Below are 19576 nucleotides of genomic sequence, written 5' to 3' on the forward strand. Positions count from 1 at the left end.
GCGGTGACCTCCGGCTATTCCGGCACGCCGCTCGTCAAGAAGCTGAATTTGCGTGACGGAATGCGGGTGTGGTTCGACGCCATGCCCGAGCATGTGATCGACGAGATCGACGAATATGCGCTCGAACTGTTCTTCGTCGCCGATCCGGCCGATGGGATCGATGCCGCGCATATCTTCGTGACGAACCGCACCGCGTTGGACGCACACCTCACCGCGCTGCGCTATCAGATATCGCCCGAAGGTCAGATCTGGGTGAGCTGGCCGAAGAAAGCCGCCAAGGTCGAAACCGACGTCACCGAAGACACGATCCGCGAAATCGCCCTGCCGCTCGGGCTGGTCGACACCAAGGTCTGCGCGATTGACGAGGTCTGGTCAGGCCTCAAACTGGTGATCCGCAAGGAACTGCGCTGAAGCGTCAGGCCGCCTGCGCGCCAGCCCCGCCGAGCGTCAGATCCTCGCGCATCATCCCCTCGCCTTCGAGGATCGCGAGACACTGGCGATAGACCTCAGGCTTGCCGATGCCGAGACGCGTCCGCGCTTCGCCGATATCCTCGCGCATCAGCGCGGCGATATCCTGATGCGCGATCTTGGCGGCTGCCCGGCCCAGCTTGCGGCCTTCCTTGATCGCGGCGAACAACGGCGCCTTGGTGCCGCTCACCTTCTTGATCTGGCGCGCGCCGGCATAGGCGATGAACAGGATGCCGGTGTTGTGGTTCTGCTCGTAAGTGAAGCCCAGCAAGCTCACCTCGCCCAGCGCATCGCGGCCATAGCCGGTAAGCACATGGAACAGGTCATGCGTGTCGCGCAGCCGATCAAAATACCATTGGGTCTGATCGCGCGGCAGGCTTTCGGGCGGCGCCCAGCGGTGGCTTTCTGCCACCAGTCCGGCGGCAGAAAGGCCTTCGCGCTTCATGAAGGCAATATAATGCGCCGCGACACTGTTCGGCGCACAATCGGCCCAGCGCGCGTGATCATCAAGCATGGCGGGAATATCCACGCCCTCGGCAAGAAAACGCTGGCCTTCGGGCGAGCGGATGAAGTCGCGCGCCTGCGCATGGCTGCGCCGGCCTTTGGTCGCTTCGATGATGTGGAACACCTGCTCGGTGTCCTCCTTGTCATCGACCAGCTTACCGAAGTGGTGGAGCACCTTGAGCGGCCGGAAGCCCGACACCTTGCGTTCGGGGGCGAGCAGCGGAAGATCGAGAAGCGCCATCAGTCTTGCCCTCTCAAGCAGCCAGCAACTCGGGCTCGACTGCGGCTTTGCTGGCGAGCAAGTTGTAGGGGTCAATCCCTTCGGCCTGCCAGATGCGGTGACATTCGCGATATTGCGTCGGCTGCGGGATGCGCAGTTCGGCGCGCACGTCTTCAAGCGGGCGTGCCAGCAACTCGCGGATCGGCTGCGCGATCAGCGGCGGCGCACCCTTGCCGGTGCGATGGGCTTCGCGCACCGCACCGAAGACCGGTGCAGCGCTGCCCTTGGCCATCTTCTTGATGTTGGCCGCACCGGCATAACCGATCAGCAGGTGACCCTGGCTCGGCGACTGGCCGTGCGTGAACAGCAGCACACAGGTTTCGCCCAGTGCATCGCGACCATAGCCGGTGAGAATGTGGAACAGATCATGCGTATCGCGCGAACGGTTAATGAACCACTCGACGAGATCGGGATAGCGCGGCCGCCCACTGCGGTCGGATTCGGCGACCAGACCGGCGGCGGAGAGGCCTTCGGTCTCCATGAAGTCGCAATAGGCGTGAGCCAGGCTGCCCTTGGGCGTGCGACGCAGGGCGGCGTGATCGTCAAGGATTTCGGGCAGGAAAGGCTCGGTCGACCGCAGGAACTCGCCGCGCTCCGACAGGGCGAGCGCGCTGACCCGCGGCAGGAAATCCTTCGACGGGAGCGATTCAAAGATCTTGAAGACAAGGCTGGTGTCTTCCTTGTCCTTCATCAGCCCCTGAAAGCTGCGGACCGCGCGCAGCGGGCGATAGCGGGCTGGCGCGCGTTCGGGGTGCAGCAACACCGTCCCATCGGGGGCGAACATCTGGGTATAGGTGGCTCGGTCAGTGCGGCTCATGCGGAACGGTCCTTACAAGGTGGGCTGGCTCTAGCCCGGACTTGCTTACATGAGTGTTAATAGCCGATTCGGTCCTTTAAATGAAACCCTTTTTTCAGTAAGCCGTTCCAACCCAGCGTTCAGCCCTCACGCCACGTCTCGCGGGGTATACCCAGCAACGTCAGCACAGCCGTAAGATCAGCGGCATCGACCCGGCCATTGGCCGCTGCGCGCGCCTTGGGCTTGGCACGGTAGGCAAAGCCATAGGTCGCCGCTTCGATCATCGGAATGTCGTTGGCCCCGTCTCCGGTGGCGAGGCTGTGTGCACCCTCGCCCAGCCCGGTCAGCTCTTCACGCAGCACCGCCGCCTTGACTGCACTGTCGGTGATCGAGCCGATCAACCCGCCGGTGAGCTTTCCGCCTTCGACCGCGAGCCGGTTGCCGACCACCCGGTGAAAGCCGAGCATCTCGGCCACGGGGTCAGCGAAGTGATGGAAACCGCCCGTCACCAGCACCGTGCGCGTGCCGAGCGCCGCCAAGGTCGCCACCAGCACCTTGGCCCCCGGGGTTGCCGTGATCCGGTCAGCAAGACAGGCGTGGATCGCGCTTTCGTTCAGCCCTTCAAGCAACGCCACCCGCTCGCGCAAGGCAGCCTCGAAATCGAGTTCACCCTGCATCGCACGTTCCGTGATTGCTGCAATCTGCGGCTTCAAACCGGCGTAATCGGCCAGCTCGTCGATGCATTCCTGCCCGATCATGGTCGAATCCATGTCTGAGACGAACAGCCGCGGCACTTCGATCGCCCCGCGCGCCACCAGCATCGCAGCAGGCTCGAACACCGCGTCGATCGCGTCCAGCACGGCGGCGGGATCGCCGTCACCCATATGCAGTTCCAGCACGCCGTCGTCACCCGCGGGCATGGCGGCTGCTTCCAGTGGCACGCCGCTTTGCGCCAAAGCGCCCGACAGCGCATCGAGACGCGTTTCACATTCTGCCGTCTCTGCTATCAGCCGCGCAATGAGCATTCCTGTATCTCCACCAGCACCGCTCGCGCTCATTGCAGGGCCGACCGCGAGCGGCAAGAGCGCGATTGCGCTCGCACTGGCGCATGCCCTCATCGAGACCGGCCAGCGGCCTGTCATCATCAATGCCGATAGCGCGCAGGTCTATGCCGATTTGCAGGTGCTCTCCGCGCGTCCCTCCGAGGATGAGATGGAGGGCATCGAGCACCGCCTGTTCGGGGCATGGGACGGAGCCGAGGCGTGCTCGGTCGCGGCATGGGCGACTGCGGCCAAGGCCGAAATCGCCAAATGCCATGCGGCGGGCGATGTGCCGATTCTGGTCGGGGGCACCGGCATGTATGTGAAGGTGCTGATCGAAGGCATCGCCCCGATCCCCGAGATCGACCCCGCCGTGCGTGCCGCCGTGCGTGCGCTGCCCGAGGATGCGGCTTACAAGCTGCTCCAGCTCGAAGACCCGCTGCGCGCCGCCGAGCTTGATCCGGGAGATCGCCAGCGGATCGCCCGTGCGCTTGAGGTGAAACGCTCGACCGGCGTAACGCTGGGTGACTGGCAGCTCGCCAAGGCAGGCGGGATCGGCGACGAGGTGACGCTGCACCCGCTGGTGCTCGAACCCGACCGGCCGTGGCTTTACGAGCGTTGCGACCTGCGTTTCGCCGCGATGCTGGAAGCAGGCGCGATTGCCGAGGTCGAAGCCCTGCTCGCCCGCCAGCTCGACCCCGATTTGCCGGTCATGCGCGCCATCGGCGTGCCCGAGATTGCCGCGTTTCTCTACGAGGACATCACCTACGAAGCGATGGTCGCCGCCGGCGCGCAAGCGACCCGCAACTTTGCCAAACGCCAGTTCACGTGGTTCCGGCGCCAACCCCCGGCGGAATGGCCGCGGGCGTCGCTTGGATATGAATCCGAAAGTATCGAAGTGGATGCCCATTTCGCATCATTATTGCGCAATTAGGGCTTGACCTATCAGATTATAACCTTTAGCGGCGACATCCATCGGCCCGATGCGCCCCCTGCGTCGGGCCAGTTTTGTTGTTAACGCCTTGTCCGTGCGGCCCTTTCCGGCTTCATGTGATTCATCAGATGGAGTTTCCCCGTGCCCGGCAAGCCGGACTCTGCCCCGACCAAGCGGCCTTCGGACAATAGCAGCGCCATGAGCGGCGCGGCGATCCTCGTGCAGTGCCTGATCGAACAGGGCGTCGAATATGTCTTCGGCTACCCCGGCGGGGCCGTGCTGCCGATCTATGACGAATTGTTCGGCGATGAACGCATCCGCCACATTCTCGTCCGCCATGAAGCGGGCGCGGCTCACGCGGCAGAAGGCTATGCCCGCTCCACCGGCAAGCCCGGCGTGGTGCTGGTCACCTCCGGCCCCGGCGCGACCAATGCGATTACCGGCATTGCGGATGCCTGGATGGACTCGATCCCGCTGGTCGTCATCACCGGGCAGGTGCCCACCAGCCTGATCGGCACGGACGCGTTTCAGGAAGCCGACACGATCGGTATCACCCGCCACTGCACCAAGCACAATTACCTGGTGAAGGACCCGGCGGATCTGGCCGCCACGATCAAGGAAGCCTTCCTGATCGCCACCACGGGTCGCCCCGGTCCGGTCGTGATCGACATTCCCAAGAACGTGCAGATCGCCGTCCCCTCGGAACGCCGCGCGCTGACGCGGGCGGGCGCGCATCGCTATGCGCCGCAGACGGTTGCTCCGGTCGAGCAGATCATCGAAGCGGTCGAACTGATCGCCAATGCCCAGCGGCCGATTTTCTACACTGGCGGCGGCGTCATCAATTCCGGCCCGGAAGCAAGCCGCCTGCTGCGCCAGTTACAGGACATCACCGGCGCGCCGGTCACGTCCACCCTGATGGGCCTCGGCGCCTTCCCGTCGCAACACCCCGATTGGCTCGGGATGCTGGGGATGCACGGCACCTACGAAGCCAATATGGCGATGAACAAGTGTGACGTGATGGTCTGCATCGGCGCGCGCTTCGATGACCGCGTGACCGGGCGGCTCGACGCCTTCTCCCCGGACTCCAAGAAGATCCACATCGATATCGACCGCTCCTCGATCAACAAGACCGTGCCGGTCGACATGGGAATTGTCGGCGATTGCGGCACCGTGCTGGCGCAGATGATCGAAGCGTGGGGCACACGGCAAGCGCGCAATCTCGGCGAGTGGAAAGCCCGGATCGCCGGTTGGCGCGCGCGTGAGTGTCTCGCCTATCCCGAACGCTCGGTGAAGCATCCGGGCATGATCATGCCGCAAAAGGCGGTTGAGCGGCTCCACGCCCTCACCCACCGCCGCAATCCGATCATCACCACCGAAGTCGGCCAGCACCAGATGTGGGCGGCGCAGTATTTCGGGTTTGAAGACCCGAACAAATGGCTGACCAGCGGCGGCCTCGGCACGATGGGCTACGGTCTGCCCGCCGCGATCGGCGCGCAGCTGGGCCACCCCAACGCGCTGGTGATCGACATCGCGGGGGAAGCCTCGATCCAGATGAACATTCAGGAGCTCGGCACCGCGAGCCAATATCGCCTGCCGGTCAAGATTTTCATCTTGAACAACGAATACATGGGCATGGTCCGCCAATGGCAGGAACTGACCTATGAAAGCCGCTATTCGAACTCCTATTCCGACAGCCTCCCCGATTTCGTGAAGCTCGCCGAAGCCTATGGCTGGAAGGGCATCCGCATCACCGAGGAGCGCGATCTGGATGACGGGATCATGCGGATGCTCGACCATAATGGCCCGGTGATTGTCGATTGCCTCGTCGCGCAGGATGCCAACTGCCTGCCGATGATCCCGTCAGGCGCAGCGCATACCGACATGATGCTGTACGGCGACAAGGTCGACGGCACGATGGACGACGAGGCCAAGGCGCTGGTCTAAGGCCGCTGCTTTACGGGAAACCATGCAATGAAAATCACCGAAGCGGCCTCCGAACGCCATGTGCTGACCGTGATGGTCGACAACGAGCCGGGCATCCTCGCCAAGATCACCGGCTTGTTCACCGCGCGCGGCTACAACATCGACAGCCTCACCGTGGCCGACATCACCGAGGATCACGCCGTCAGCCGCATCACCATCGTCACCAACGGCCCGCCGTCGGTGATCGACCAGATCGAAGCGCAGCTCGAACGGCTGGTGCCGGTGCACAAGGTGCTCGATCTCACCACCGCCGGACCGCACGTGGAGCGCGAGCTGGCGCTCATCAAGGTCACCGGCACCGGCGAAAAGCGGGTCGAGGCGCTGCGCCTCGCCGACATTTTTCGCGCGCGGCCTGTGGATACGACCACCGAGAGCTTCATCTTCGAAATCACCGGCCCGCCCGAAAAGGTCGACAGCTTCATTGCGTTGATGCGCGAGCTGGGGCTGGTCGAGGTCGGCCGCACCGGCGTCGTCGGGATGCTGCGCGGGCCTCTGGGTGCATGATTTTTTGAGATTTACGTCTTCCCGGCGCAGGCCGGGATCCATTTTCACTAGCGCCGGAACTGGGTTCCGGCCTTCGCCGGAATGACGAGGAAGAAGAAATGAAAGTCTACTACGACGCCGATGCAGATCTCAATCTGATCAAGCCCAAGAAGGTCGCGATTGTCGGCTATGGCTCGCAGGGCCATGCCCATGCCCAGAACCTGCGCGATAGCGGCGTGGCGGAAGTCGCCATCGCTCTGCGCGAAGGGTCGGCGACAGCGAAGAAGGTCGAAGCCGCTGGCTTCAAGGTGCTGACCAACACGGCGGCCGCGCAGTGGGCGGACCTCATCATGATCCTTGCGCCCGATGAACATCAGGCGGCGATCTGGGAGAACGACATCAAGGGCCACATGAAGCCGGGCAGCGCGCTCGCCTTTGCCCACGGCCTCAATGTTCACTTCGGCCTGATCGAGCCGCCCGCCGATATCGACGTCATCATGATCGCCCCCAAGGGCCCCGGCCACACCGTGCGCAGCGAATATGTGAAGGGCGGCGGCGTGCCCTGCCTCATCGCCATCCATCAGGACGCGAGCGGCGCGGCGCATGACGTTGCCCTCGCCTATGCCTCTGCTGTCGGCGGCGGGCGTTCGGGGATCATCGAGACGAACTTCCGCGAGGAATGCGAAACCGATCTGTTCGGCGAGCAGGCCGTGCTGTGCGGCGGGATCACCCACCTCATCCAGGCCGGGTTCGAGACGCTCGTCGAGGCCGGATATGCGCCCGAAATGGCCTATTTCGAGTGCCTCCACGAAACCAAGCTGATCGTCGACCTGCTCTATGAAGGCGGGATCGCCAACATGCGTTATTCGATCTCGAACACCGCCGAATATGGCGACATCACCACCGGTCCGCGCATCATTACCGAAGAGACCAAGGCCGAGATGAAGCGCGTGCTGGCCGACATCCAGTCGGGCCGCTTCGTGAAGAACTTCGTGCTCGATAACCGTGCGGGTCAGCCCGAACTGAAGGCTGCGCGCAAACAGGCTGCGGCTCACCCGATCGAACAGACCGGTGAGAAGCTGCGCGCCATGATGCCGTGGATCGCCGCCAACAAGCTGGTCGACAAGGCCAAGAACTGACGCCAAAGCAATGGCCTGATGTTTGAGGGCCGCAACGCTAAGCTGGTATACACGGCGATCGCCATCATCTGGGTGGCGATCGTCGTGCGTGCCGCGTTCAACGTCAAAGGGCCGGAAGATTTCGTCGTCACTGTCGCGCAAAGCGAAGTGCAGGCCTTCGCCCGCGAGCGGCTGAACGCGATGCAGGCACGCTCCTTCTCCGAGAAAGTCGAACTCTGCGCCATCGTTTTCGAAACCAGCACGGGCGAACTCGACGCCACCGCAGTAAAGGTGGGCGATGAAGCGACCTGCGATCTGCGCTATTTCGACGAACCGGGCATGGCCCCACTGGCCAGCATCCATACGCATGGCGCCTTCGATGAGAATTACGACAGCGAAGTGCCGTCGCTGATCGATCTGGAAGGCGACATTGAAAGCCAGATCGACGGCTATGTCGCGACCCCGGGCGGCCGGATGTGGCGGATCGACTGGCGGCAAGAGCGTGCCGTGCAGGTCTGCGCAGAAGGCTGCCTGCAACAGGACCCTTCCTATCGCCCTTGCCCCGGCGATCCGATCGCTCCCGTCTATTCATCACCGCAACTGACCGCGCGAAATCGTCGGACTGTCGTGCAGTGCTGATGCAGCGTCTATTGGCTGGAACCGCGATGGCCCCTGCGAATTGGGACCTTTTGAAGAAGGAGACCTATTCGATGAACCGTTACGCTTTTGCAGCCGCCACTGCCGCCGCTCTTGTCGCCGTCACCGGCGGGATTGCCGCCGCGCCCGCGATCTTCGCGCAAGGTGCGCCGCAGGTGCCCGGCGTGCAGGATCCCGCACGTGTCACCGCTGGGACCTATGCGCTGGACGCGGGTCACACGTTGGTGGGGTGGGAAGTCAGCCACTTCGGCTTCAACGACTATCTCGGCCTGTTCGGGAACATCACGGGCACGATGACGATGGACCCCGCCAATATCGAAGCCGCCAAGGTTGAGGTCATGGTGCCGATTGCCGAAGTCAGCGTTGCCAGCGCCGGTCTCAAGGATCACCTCCTGCGCCCTGGCAAGGACGGCGGCGCGCCCGATTTCTTCGGCCCGACCCCGGGGATGGCGACCTTCACCTCGACCAAAGTGGTTAAGACCGGGGACATGACGGCTGACGTCACCGGCACGCTCACCATGAACGGCAAAAGCGCGCCTGTAACCCTCACCACAGAATTCGTCGGCGCGGGTGCTAATCCCTTCAACAAGAAGGACACCGTCGGCTTCCACGCCCGCACGACCATCGACCGCACCCAATGGGGCGTGAACTACGGCGCGCCCTTCGTCGGCAAGGACGTGACGCTCACGATCAGCGCGGCGTTCGAAAAGCAGTAAAGCCCTCTCGACTCGTTTTCGGCAATCGGGCAGGCGTGCCGCATGATGCGCCTGTCCGATTGCCACAATATCGACGATTTCCGTGTGCTGGCGAAGGCGCGCCTGCCCTTCCCCGTATTCGATTATATCGACGGCGCGGCGGATGATGAATTGACCAAGGCACGCAACACCGCTGCCTTTTCAGATGTCGATCTGGTGCCGGATGTGCTCGCAGGCGTGGCCGAGATCGATACGTCTTGCACCATCCTCGGGCGCAAGTCGGCACTGCCGCTGATGCTCTCCCCTACCGCGGTGCAGCGCGCCTTTCACTGGCAGGGGGAGCGGGCGGTGGCCAAGGCGGCGGAGAAATATGGGCTGTGGTTCGGCATTTCGAGCCTCGCCACGCGCTCGATCGAGGAAATCGCCGCACTCACCAGCGGGCCGAAGCTGTTCCAGCTCTATGTCCACAAGGACAAGGGGCTGAACACCCACATGATCGAGCGCTGTCAGGCAGCGAAGTTCGATGCGCTGGCGCTGACGGTCGACACCATTGTTTCGGGCAAGCGGGAGCGGTGTTTGCGGAGCGGCTTCACCACCCCGCCGCGATTCACGCCTGCGAGTATCTGGAGCTATGCCACCCGCCCGCGCTGGACGCTCGATTACGTGCTGCGCGAGAAGTTCCGCCTGCCCAATCTCGACACTCATGTCACCGAGGGCAGTGGACAAGCGGTGAGCATCGCGCAGTATTTCAATACGATGCTCGACACCTCGATGGACTGGGACACCGCTGCCCGAATCCGCGAACAGTGGGGCGGCACGTTCGTTCTGAAGGGCGTGATGAGTGCCGCTGATGCCCGCCGCGCGGTCGCAATTGGCGCGGATGCGATCATGATCTCCAACCACGGCGGCCGACAGCTGGACGGTAGCCGCGCGCCTTTCGACCAGCTCCCTGAAATCGTCGATGCCGTCGGCGGGCAGATTGAGATCATCTGCGATGGCGGCGTCCGGCGCGGAACCCATGTGATGAAAGCGCTATGTTCCGGCGCGACGGCGGCCTCGGGCGGGCGGCTGTATCTTTATGCCTTGGCGGCGGCGGGGCAAGACGGGGTCGAACGGGCGCTGGGCATCCTCAAAGACGAGATTGAGCGGGGCATGCGGCTGATGGGCGTGACCCGGATCGACCATCTGACATCCGACCGGCTTCGGCATCGGGGTTGACCTCTGCCCTCAAGTAGCGAAGCGGTAGGCAGCAAAGCACGCTCTCAAGTAGCGAAGCGGTAGGGCAGCAAAGAATGTCATAATCCGGTAACGCAAAAGGCGTTTTGGCGAGCGAACCCTACGGAATGGACCGACACCCATGATCACCGCAGCCCGCACCCTGCCCTTGGCCCTCGCCGCCCTCGCCGCCCTCGCCCTCACCGCTTGCGGAAGCGAGCCTGAGCAGCCGGGCAATGACGCCGAAAGCTTCGCCGCCCGGATCGGCGCGGGCGAGGCGACACCTGCGCCCGGCGCAACGCCCGCACCTGCGGCAACAGCCACGCCGCAGCTCGCGACCCCGCTGCCCGGTGCGGCGCCCGGCCCCTTCGCCAAGGGCACGCTGACCGATCCCGCCTCGCGCACCTGCGGCGCACCGCTGATGGGGCCGTTCATCGGCAAGCTCGCCGATCAGAACACCCGCGCCGAGATTGCCAAGATGCTCGGCCGGACCGACAATCTGCGCTTCGTCGCCTATGGCAGCGCCGGGACGGTCAACCCCGACGCCAGCAATCCGCGCCTGTCGATCATGCTCGACGCGCAGAACATCATTCGGGATGCGCGCTGTGGCTGACCGCTTCCCTGAAACAAGCGCCATTCCCGGCTTGCACCTCGCGCAATAATCGGCATAGACAGCTCGCATGACGCGGAACGGACTTACGCTGCTTCGACTTATGCGCCCTTGGGCGTAGGCGGCCGCGCGCGAAGATCAGCGCGGCACCGCTCCCAAGGGTAACCTGCCGCAGCTTCCCATTCCCTTTCGCGACGAGCCATCCACCATGCCCATGCTCAAGCAGCCTTCCGCCAAGTATCGCCCGTTCGGTCAGATCAACCTGCCCGATCGCCAGTGGCCTTCCCGCATGATCGAGAAAGCCCCGCGCTGGCTCTCGACCGATCTGCGTGACGGCAACCAATCGATCATCGATCCGATGGACGCAGTGAAGAAGCGCCGCTTCTTCGACCTGCTGCTGGAAATCGGCGTCAAGGAAATCGAAGTCGGCTTCCCCAGCGCAGGCGCGACCGAGTTCGATTTCATCTCCGGCTTGGTGAAGTCCGACGCGATCCCCGAAGACGTGATCGTGCAGGTGCTCACCCAAAGCCGCGAAGACCTGATCCGCACCAGCTTCGCCAGTCTCGAAGGCGCGCGCGCGGCCATCGTCCACCTCTACAACGCGGTCAGCCCTGCATGGCGCGACATCGTGTTCCGTATGAGCAAGGACGAGGTGAAGGCCATCGCCGTCGCGGGCGCGAAGGTAATGCGCGATGAAGCCGCGCGCTATCCCGACACCGATTGGCACTTCCAGTATTCGCCCGAAACCTTCTCCACCGCCGAGCTCGATTTCAGCATCGAAGTCTGCGCGGCGGTGATGGAGGTGCTCCAGCCCACGCCGGAACACCCGATCATCCTCAACCTGCCCGCCACGGTCGAAGCGGCGACGCCCAATATCTACGCCGACCAGATCGAGTATTTCGGACGGCATCTGCCGAACCGCGAAAGCGCGGTCCTCTCGCTCCACACGCACAACGACCGCGGCACCGGCGTCGCCGCGGCAGAACTGGGGCTGATGGCGGGCGCAGACCGCGTCGAAGGTTGCCTGTTTGGCAATGGCGAGCGCACCGGCAATTGCTGCCTCGTGACCATGGCACTCAATCTCTACACGCAGGGCGTCGATCCAGAGCTCGACTTCTCGGACATCGACCGGGTGATCGAGACGGTCGAATATTGCAATGACATCCCCGTCCACCAGCGCCACCCCTATGGCGGAGAATTGGTCTACACCGCCTTCTCGGGCAGCCATCAGGACGCAATCAAAAAAGGCTTCGAGGCCCGCGATACGCAGAATGACGAGCAATGGCGCGTGCCCTATCTGCCGATCGATCCGGCCGATCTCGGGCGCAGCTATGAAGCCGTGATCCGGGTCAATTCGCAGTCCGGCAAGGGCGGGTTCGCTTGGGTGCTGGAGAAGGATCAGGGTCTCAAACTGCCAAAGAAGATGCAGGCCGATTTCTCCCGCCATGTGCAGCACATGGCCGACGAATTAGGCCGCGAACTCAATGCAGCCGACATCTGGGACGCCTTCCGCAAGGCCTATCACGTCAAGACCCACCCGAAGCATTTCCAGCTGGTCCGCTACGAGGAAAGCCGCGCGACCGATGGCACCCGCATCTTTGCCGGGACCATTGCGGTCGAAGGCGCCGAACAGAGCGTGTCCGGCCGGGGCAATGGCCTCATCTCCAGCGTGATGGGCACCCTGCGCGAAGCCTTCGGGGTCGAGCTTGAGGTGGTCGATTACACCGAGCACGCTTTGGGTGCCGGCACGGATGCGCGGGCCGCTGCTTACCTTGAATGCCGCGCCCCCGATGGCCGCACGATCTGGGGCTGCGGGATCGACGAGGACATCGCCACGGCGAGCGTCCGCGCGGTACTGAGCGCCGCCAACGCGGCCGTCGCGTCCCCCGCCACCTGACCGCCCGCGCTTGCGCCGCGCCGGATTTCGGCGCAACTTGGGCGGCAAGGGAGGAGAGGCAGGCAATGACCAGTTGGGAGCAAAATCCCCCCATCCCGACCGCGCCCGTGGGGCCGCAGATCGCGGATGACCTTGCATGGAGCGACCTCACGGCCGCACTCGGCGCAGGCTGGCGCGATTTTCTCGCCATGCCGCGCTTCGGGCTGTTCTTCGGCGGCGTCTATGTGCTGGCTGGCCTGGCAATCGGGTGGTTCACGGTCACTGGCGGGGAACTGACGTGGTTGATCCCGGCGATTGCGGGCTTCCCGCTGGTCGCGCCGTTTGTCGCTGTAGGCCTGTATGAAGCAAGCCGCCGCCGCGCCGCCGGAGAGCCCTTGTCATGGCGCGCGGTGCTGGGCGCGCTCAAAGGCCACGGTGACGATCAGATCCTGTCGATGGGTGTGATCGTGTTCGTCGCCTTCTCGTTCTGGATGATCGTGGCCCATGCGATTTTCGCGGTGTTCATGGCGGAAAGCGGAATGGGTCACGATCCGATCGCCGCCTTCCTCACGCCGCCGGGGCTCGCCATGCTGGCGGTAGGAAGCGCGGTCGGCGGACTGATGGCCTTTGCATTCTACGCGATGTCCGTGATCAGCCTGCCGCTGCTGGTGGAACGCAAGGTCGATTTCCTCACCGCCATTTTCACGAGCCTCGGCGTAGTGCGGCGCAATTTCGCGGTCATGCTCGGCTGGGCGGCGGTGATTGCCGCGCTGCTGTTCGTGGCTATGCTGCCGGGGTTCCTCGGGCTGATCGTGGCCTTGCCGGTGCTGGGCCACGCGACATGGCATCTTTATGTCCGGGCGGTGGGCTGACGGCCATTCACATAACAACAAGCGGAGAGAGCCTTGAACACCCCGACCCACGCGCGCGAGGACATCCTCGAACCTGATCTGCCGATCATCGACCCGCATCATCACCTGTGGGATTTGCGGCCGATGCTGGGCATGTTCCCCGAACCGCATCACCACTTCGTCGCCGCGCTGGTCGACAATGCGCATTATGCCTTCGACCAACTTCACGCCCATCTGACCACCGGCCACAATATCATCGGCACGGTCTTCATGGAGTGCGGGGCGTTCTACAACGGGTCCTATGGCGATGCCTTGAAGCCGGTGGGCGAAGTGGAGTTCGTGAACGGCGTCGCGGCGCAATCGGCGAGCGGATTGTATGGCCCATCACGCTATTGCGCAGGCATTGTCGGCCACGCCAATCTGATGCTGGGTAGCGAGGCGGGCGCGGTGCTTGATGCGCTTCAGGCGGCGGCCCCGCGCCGGTTCAAAGGCATCCGCCACGCCGGGGCCTGGGATGCGGACGCCAATGTCCTCGGGCCGCCGTTCCACCACCCTGAAGGCCTCTACCGCGAGGCAACTTTCCGCCAAGGCTTCGCCGAACTTGGCAAGCGCGGGATGACCTTCGATGCCTGGGTGCTCGAGCCGCAGCTACCCGACGTGATCGATCTGGCGCGCGCCTTCCCCGATCAGCCGATCTGCCTCGACCATTGCGGCACGCCGGTGGGGGTCTCGGCCTACAAGGGCAAGCTGCACGAACGCTTTGACGAATGGCGGCGCAATATCCACGAGCTCGCCACGTGCGAGAACGTCGTGGTGAAGCTCGGCGGTCTCGCCATGGCGTTCTGCGCCCTGCCCGAAGATGGCCCCGCCGCGGGCCACGGATCGGAGCATCTGGCGGCGCTGTGGCGGCCCTATATCGAAACCTGCATCGAGGCCTTTGGCCCCGAACGCGCGATGTTCGAGAGCAATTATCCGGTCGATTACTGGGGTGCGGATTACGCCGTGCTGTGGAACGCCTTCAAGCGCCTCACCCGCAGCGCCAACGCGGAGGAGAAGGCGGCGCTCTATGCCGGGACGGCGGCGCGGTTCTACGGGATCGAACATCTGCTCGCCTGAGGCCCCTCAAAATCACGCTTGGCAGGGGCGGAACCGGCGCTAGAGACGCGGGTTAAAGCCGAACACGTTTTCAGGAGAAACCCATGCCGCTTCCCGCCCCGTTCGATCGCTTGCGCCTGCCGCTGATCGGATCGCCGCTGTTCATCGTCTCGGGCCCCGAACTGGTGATCGCGCAGTGCAAGGCGGGGATTATCGGCAGCTTCCCGGCGCTGAACGCGCGGCCGCAATCGCAGCTGGACGAATGGCTCCACCAGATCACCGAGGAACTGGCCGCCCACAACCGCGCCCATCCCGACCGTCCGGCGGCACCCTATGCGGTCAACCAGATCGTCCACAAGACCAACGACCGTGTCGACGCCGACATGGCGACCTGCGAAAAGTGGCAAGTGCCGATGGTCATTACCTCGCTGGGCGCGCGCGAGGATATCTACACCGCCGTGCGCAACTGGGGCGGTGTCACGATGCACGACGTGATCAACAATCGCTTCGCTCGCAAGGCGATCGAAAAGGGCGCAACCGGTCTGATCCCTGTGGCCGCAGGCGCAGGCGGTCACGCTGGCGCCCTGTCGCCCTTCGCGCTGATGCAGGAAATCCGCGAGTGGTTTGACGGCCTCGTCGCGCTCTCCGGTTCGGTCGGCCACGGCGCAACGATCCTCGCCGCCCAGGCCCTGCGCGCCGACTTCGCCTATGCCGGGAGCGCTTTCATTGCCACCAAGGAAGCCAACGCCACCGATGGCTACAAGAACGGCATCGTCGAAGGCTCGTCGGAAGGGATCGTCTACACCAACCTGTTCACCGGTGTGCACGGCAACTACCTGCGCTCCTCGATCGAGGCGGCGGGGATGGACCCGGATAACCTGCCCGTCAGCGATCCCAGCAAGATGAACTTCGGCAGCGGCGGCAACACCAAGGCCAAGGCGTGGAAGGACATCTGGGGCTCGGGTCAGGGCATCGGTCCGATCAAGGAAGTCGGCACGGTCGAGGATCTAGTCGCCCGGTTCGAGCGCGAATATCACGCGGCCAAGGCGCAGCTGCTCGCCAATTCGGGCTATGCCTCATGGGGTGCCATGGCCGAGGCTGCAGAGTAGGAATGTTCCGCTGACCACAGCATCTCGGCCATCGCGTCGAGCTCGCTGAAATCAAAGCCGGTGCCGAGCGGGTCCTTGCGATTGAGCAGGACCCGCCGGCGCTGTGCCAGCAACTGCCGCCGCAGAGCGCATTGCAACAAGTGGAGCCGCAGCAGCGCTTCATCCAGCGCCGCTTCGGGATTACCGTGCCTGACAATCGACCAACGCGCCTCGATCTGGCCGACACGGGCAATCACCACTTCATTGTAACGCCGATGCGGGCCGCGGTGGAGCGGCATCCCGGTGCTGACGCTGGCTGTCTCGGTCGCAGGCAGCAGCAGGCCGTTGCGGCGGAAATCGTCAAACCCAACCCGCGCCCGCCCGACGTTAGCAAACAGCGCACCAAAGCAGCGTTGCGAGAGCAGCTGTCTCGGCAGCAGGTGATGGCGTTGCAGGCCGGGATCGTAAGCCTGCGCGCCCGGCCTGTTGACCGAGCGAAATGCGATGACATTCAGACTGACAGCGCGACCCCAAGGCGGCATCTATTCACGCCACACGCTGATAAGCGCTCGCTCGCGCGAGGGTCGCAAAACCAGTCGGGAGCCATCTGGCGCGGTGATGCGATCATCCGCCTCCAGCCCGCCCATGAGGATGAGGTGATTGACCAGACGGATCGCAAGCCGGGTCGCCGCCACCCGGTCGGCGCTGAGCGGTGGTTCGATCCGCAGTTCCCGATCAATCCAGAATGCCAGCCCCACGCTGTGCAGCGCGCCATCGGGCGCTTCGACAAAGGCGGTCAGCCCCAAGGCCGGGAATGGTCCGCTATCGAGCCAAGCAGTGGTGACGGATTCGAAAAACCGCCGCCCCATCACACTGCCCGCCGGTTCCCATCCGACGGCAAGGAGATCATCAAATTGCCGCACCAGATCGCAGGCAAGCGCCATCATCGTGCGGATCACCGGCATGCTCTTTGCCGCAGCGGCGATATGCGGCCCGGGTCGCAGCGTCATCGCTTCGTGGTCACCCAGATCCGGCAGCCCGGGCAGATCGAAGCGCTGTCGCAGTTCGGGCAAGGGGCTTTCGGGTCCAGGGGCAAGGCCAGTGAGATCGAAGGTGAGCCCATCGCGCACCATTTCCAGCCAGTGCTGATCCTTGGGGCTCAACACTTCGGCTTGAGGCGCGTCCGCGCGAATGGGATCGTGGCTGATGCTGACCGCCGGACAACGCGCCGCAAACGCCCTGATCGCATCCCGATCCGGCCGCTTGCCATGAGCAAACAGCAAATGCAGTTCAGCGTGATCAGCGCGCTGCGATTGTGGAATTGCCCCGCCCCCTTCGACCGCCCCTGAAAGGCGCTTAATCCGCACACTAATTGACGGCTTTGCCTTTTGTCGTCGAGTCACCCAACCGCCCACCAGTACCGTTCTGGAGCAATCTCTAGAACAGCCCAAGCCGGAGCCCTTCGGCCATGGCGGCGCCGATGTCGTGACACTGATCCAGGCTCTCGTCCGGGACAATTTTGGGTGCCGTGATGGCTTCAGGGATTTGCGCTGCCAGATTGACGATGCAGGGTTCGACAACACGCCGCAAGCGCCACCCGGTCGCGATCCGGTCAATCTGGCGCGTGGCACCCTCGCCGTCCGATCCGGCAGCGATCAGCGTGGCATAGGGCCGACCTTCAATCTGCCCGAGCACGGGGTAATAGGCGCGGTCGAACATCTCCTTCATCAGCCCGCTCATGCTGCCGAGGTTTTCGGGGCAGCAGAAGATGTAGCCGTCCGCTGCCAGCAGCATTTCGGGCAAAGTATCACTGGCGGACACCAGCAAGGCGGCGGCCCCTGCCCCAGCGGCCGCAGCCTCCGCCATAGCCGCGCTCGCACCGGTGCGGCTGTGCCAGATGATCAACAGGCATGGATCGGCAGATGCGGTGGTCATGGCGCAAGGCTGGGCTTTGCGCCTGTCGATTGTCAACCGCCCGCACCTGTCAGCGGCCAAGGAGTTGCGCTAGAACGCCCGCATGGCCTCCCACACCCTGTCACCCCCTCCTTTTGCGCCGGTTCTCGGCGTTGCCGTCTCGCTTTCGGGCAAGGCGTGGCGCTGGCGTGGGGGCAATATGGAGCTGGACGAGGCACAGGCAGGCGGCCCGCATGGTCTCAATCACGCGATCCTTGATCAGCTGCTGCTGACCCGCGGCGTGGCCGAGGATGATCTCGCGCGCCACGCCCAACCCACGATCCGTGCCTTCCTGCCCGACCCATCGACCTTCCGCGACATGGACAGCGCCGCCGAACGCCTCGCTCACAGCGTGATGACGGGCGAGCGGGTCACCATCTACGGCGATTATGACGTCGACGGCGCGACCAGTGCTGCGCTGCTGGTGGAATTGCTGCGCCAATTGGGGCTGGATGCCGGCTATTACATCCCCGACCGATTGCTTGAAGGCTATGGTCCCTCAGGCGAAGCGCTGGTCAAGCTCGGCGAAACCGGATCGAGCCTCGTCGTCACGGTCGATTGCGGCGCGATGGCGCATGAGGCGCTCGGCATGGCGCGCGATGCCGGGGTCGATGTGATTGTGGTCGACCACCACAAATGCTCGCCCGACCTTCCGCCAGCGACCGCGCTGGTCAATCCCAACCGGCTGGACGAGAGCGATCTTGGCGCAGCCCACGGGCATCTGGCAGCCGTGGGCGTCGCCTTCCTGCTCGGCGTGGCGCTGGTGCGCACGCTGAGAGGGCGCGGCTGGTTTGGCGAGCATCGCCGTGAGCCTGATCTGATGGGCCTGCTCGATCTGGTGGCGCTCGGCACCGTCGCCGATGTCGCGGCGCTTCACGGGCTCAACCGCGCGTTTGTGGCGCAGGGGTTGAAGGTGCTCGCCCGGCGCGAACGCATCGGGATGGCGGCGCTCATGGATGCAAGCCGCCTCACCCGCGCGCCGCAAGCCAGCGACCTCGGCTTTGCACTGGGCCCACGCATTAACGCCGGTGGGCGGATCGGCGAATCGACGTTGGGCGTGCGGCTGCTCACCACCAAAGACCCCGAAGAAGCCCGCGCCATCGCCGCGCAGCTCTCACAACTGAACGAGGAACGCCGCGCGATCGAGGGCGAGGTGCAGGAAGCCGCCGAGGCGCTGATTGCCGGGCAGCACAATATGGCCGTGCAGGTCATCGCTGGGCATGGCTGGCACCCCGGCGTGATCGGGATCGTCGCCGGGCGGATCAAGGAGAAGACCGGTAAGCCCGCGGTGGTGATCGCGCTGGACGAAACGCAGGGCAAGGGCTCGGGCCGCTCGATCAGCGGCGTCGACCTTGGCGCGGCCATCATCGCCGCGCGTGAGGCCGGGTTGCTGGTCGCAGGCGGCGGCCATGCGATGGCAGCGGGGCTTACAATCGACCCGGCGCGGCTGGCCGATTTCGCCGGGTTCCTCGATAAACGGCTTGCCCGCGATGTCGAGCGCGCGCGCGCAGGCGCCGCGATGCTGCTTGATCTGGCGCTGGCGCCGGGCGGGCTTACGCCGGAATTGGTCGAGACGCTGGAAGCTGCTGGCCCCTACGGCGTCGGCTGGCCCGCCCCGCGTATCGCCGTCGGCCCGGTGCGGATCATCAAGGCGGACATCGTTGGCAAGGATCACCTGCGTCTGATCGCGAGCGGCAATGACGGGAAGAGCTTCAAGGCCATCGCCTTCCGCGCCGGCGAAAGCGAGATGGGCCAGACCCTGCTGCACCGCCATCAGGGCCGCCGGTTCTACCTCGCCGGAAGGGTCAAGCTTGACGACTGGGGCAATCGCCCGGCAGCCGAATTGCATCTGGAAGACGCCGCCTTCGCCGATTGATCCAGCGGCGGGGTAAATTTCCCGACCCTTGCGCAAACGGGGCTTGACCGATCC

Annotated in this window: 20 protein-coding genes; 14 read left to right on the top strand and 6 right to left on the bottom strand. The window is 64.4% G+C overall.

Features of this window, described 5'->3' with window-relative positions; translation table 11 throughout:
* Window positions 1-3: 3 nt before the first annotated feature.
* Window positions 4-411: a DUF3052 family protein gene (locus GVM20_RS05495; RefSeq protein WP_166546297.1), complete on the top strand. Its 408-nt coding sequence runs from the start codon at window positions 4-6 to the stop codon at window positions 409-411.
* A gap of 4 nt (window positions 412-415) precedes the next feature.
* Here the strand turns inward: GVM20_RS05495 and GVM20_RS05500 are convergent, their stop codons facing one another.
* From GVM20_RS05500 to serB, 3 genes are all read right to left on the bottom strand, one after another.
* Window positions 416-1213 carry a Coq4 family protein gene (locus GVM20_RS05500; RefSeq protein ID WP_166546298.1) on the bottom strand — a complete coding sequence of 266 codons (798 nt, stop codon included), beginning with the start codon at window positions 1211-1213 and terminating at the stop codon, window positions 416-418.
* Window positions 1214-1226: 13 nt separating this feature from the next.
* Window positions 1227-2069 (bottom strand): Coq4 family protein, encoded by an 843-nt coding sequence (locus GVM20_RS05505; RefSeq protein ID WP_199799482.1) that lies wholly within the window; start codon window positions 2067-2069, stop codon window positions 1227-1229.
* Window positions 2070-2188: 119 nt separating this feature from the next.
* Window positions 2189-3073: a phosphoserine phosphatase SerB gene (gene serB / locus GVM20_RS05510; RefSeq protein WP_166546299.1), complete on the bottom strand. Its 885-nt coding sequence runs from the start codon at window positions 3071-3073 to the stop codon at window positions 2189-2191.
* On the opposite strand from serB, the gene miaA reads away from it, so the two are divergent.
* The 12 genes from miaA to GVM20_RS05570 all read left to right on the top strand — a co-directional run bounded on the left by miaA (window position 3066) and on the right by GVM20_RS05570 (window position 15714).
* Window positions 3066-4022 carry a tRNA (adenosine(37)-N6)-dimethylallyltransferase MiaA gene (miaA, locus tag GVM20_RS05515; protein ID WP_166546300.1) on the top strand — a complete coding sequence of 319 codons (957 nt, stop codon included), beginning with the start codon at window positions 3066-3068 and terminating at the stop codon, window positions 4020-4022. The genes serB and miaA overlap by 8 nt on opposite strands.
* Window positions 4023-4220: 198 nt before the next feature.
* Window positions 4221-5966: a biosynthetic-type acetolactate synthase large subunit gene (gene ilvB, locus GVM20_RS05520; RefSeq protein ID WP_199799488.1), complete on the top strand. Its 1746-nt coding sequence runs from the start codon at window positions 4221-4223 to the stop codon at window positions 5964-5966.
* A 27-nt stretch (window positions 5967-5993) separates the two neighbouring features.
* Window positions 5994-6509: an acetolactate synthase small subunit gene (gene ilvN, locus GVM20_RS05525; RefSeq protein WP_166546301.1), complete on the top strand. Its 516-nt coding sequence runs from the start codon at window positions 5994-5996 to the stop codon at window positions 6507-6509.
* 98 nt (window positions 6510-6607) lie between these two features.
* On the top strand, window positions 6608-7627 hold the full coding sequence (gene ilvC / locus GVM20_RS05530) for a ketol-acid reductoisomerase (protein WP_166546302.1): 1020 nt from the start codon (window positions 6608-6610) through the stop codon (window positions 7625-7627).
* Window positions 7628-7645: 18 nt separating this feature from the next.
* Complete coding sequence (locus tag GVM20_RS05535; protein WP_166546303.1) at window positions 7646-8245, top strand: DUF4329 domain-containing protein; 600 nt, start codon at window positions 7646-7648, stop codon at window positions 8243-8245.
* Window positions 8246-8316: 71 nt separating this feature from the next.
* The gene (locus tag GVM20_RS05540) at window positions 8317-8979 is read left to right on the top strand and encodes a YceI family protein (protein WP_166546304.1); all 663 of its coding nucleotides are present in this window, start codon (window positions 8317-8319) and stop codon (window positions 8977-8979) included.
* Window positions 8980-9024: 45 nt separating this feature from the next.
* Window positions 9025-10176, top strand: a complete 1152-nt coding sequence (locus tag GVM20_RS05545) for an alpha-hydroxy acid oxidase (protein WP_166546453.1) — start codon at window positions 9025-9027, stop codon at window positions 10174-10176.
* A 139-nt stretch (window positions 10177-10315) separates the two neighbouring features.
* Window positions 10316-10786: a hypothetical protein gene (locus GVM20_RS05550; RefSeq protein WP_166546305.1), complete on the top strand. Its 471-nt coding sequence runs from the start codon at window positions 10316-10318 to the stop codon at window positions 10784-10786.
* A gap of 205 nt (window positions 10787-10991) precedes the next feature.
* Complete coding sequence (gene leuA, locus GVM20_RS05555) at window positions 10992-12680, top strand: 2-isopropylmalate synthase (RefSeq protein WP_166546306.1); 1689 nt, start codon at window positions 10992-10994, stop codon at window positions 12678-12680.
* A 65-nt stretch (window positions 12681-12745) separates the two neighbouring features.
* A complete protein-coding gene (locus GVM20_RS05560; protein ID WP_166546307.1) occupies window positions 12746-13531 on the top strand; it encodes a DUF2189 domain-containing protein in 786 nt (261 codons plus the stop codon).
* A 33-nt stretch (window positions 13532-13564) separates the two neighbouring features.
* Window positions 13565-14626: an amidohydrolase family protein gene (locus GVM20_RS05565; RefSeq protein WP_166546308.1), complete on the top strand. Its 1062-nt coding sequence runs from the start codon at window positions 13565-13567 to the stop codon at window positions 14624-14626.
* Between the two features lie 83 nt (window positions 14627-14709).
* Window positions 14710-15714: an NAD(P)H-dependent flavin oxidoreductase gene (locus GVM20_RS05570; RefSeq protein ID WP_166546309.1), complete on the top strand. Its 1005-nt coding sequence runs from the start codon at window positions 14710-14712 to the stop codon at window positions 15712-15714.
* On the opposite strand, the gene GVM20_RS05575 is transcribed toward GVM20_RS05570, so the two are convergent.
* From GVM20_RS05575 to GVM20_RS05585, 3 genes are all read right to left on the bottom strand, one after another.
* Window positions 15675-16235 carry an AHH domain-containing protein gene (locus GVM20_RS05575; RefSeq protein WP_166546310.1) on the bottom strand — a complete coding sequence of 187 codons (561 nt, stop codon included), beginning with the start codon at window positions 16233-16235 and terminating at the stop codon, window positions 15675-15677. The two genes, GVM20_RS05570 and GVM20_RS05575, sit on opposite strands and share 40 nt — an antisense overlap.
* Entirely contained in the window at window positions 16236-16856 is a 621-nt protein-coding gene (locus GVM20_RS05580; RefSeq protein WP_234031871.1) for a hypothetical protein, read from the bottom strand.
* A 274-nt stretch (window positions 16857-17130) separates the two neighbouring features.
* Window positions 17131-17628, bottom strand: a complete 498-nt coding sequence (locus GVM20_RS05585) for a flavodoxin family protein (protein WP_234031872.1) — start codon at window positions 17626-17628, stop codon at window positions 17131-17133.
* 82 nt (window positions 17629-17710) lie between these two features.
* Between GVM20_RS05585 and recJ the strand changes: the two genes are divergently transcribed.
* Window positions 17711-19522 carry a single-stranded-DNA-specific exonuclease RecJ gene (gene recJ, locus GVM20_RS05590; RefSeq protein WP_166546312.1) on the top strand — a complete coding sequence of 604 codons (1812 nt, stop codon included), beginning with the start codon at window positions 17711-17713 and terminating at the stop codon, window positions 19520-19522.
* Window positions 19523-19576: the final 54 nt, after the last annotated feature.

The organism is Porphyrobacter sp. SLTP (assembly GCF_009905735.1).
GTDB lineage: Bacteria > Pseudomonadota > Alphaproteobacteria > Sphingomonadales > Sphingomonadaceae > Erythrobacter.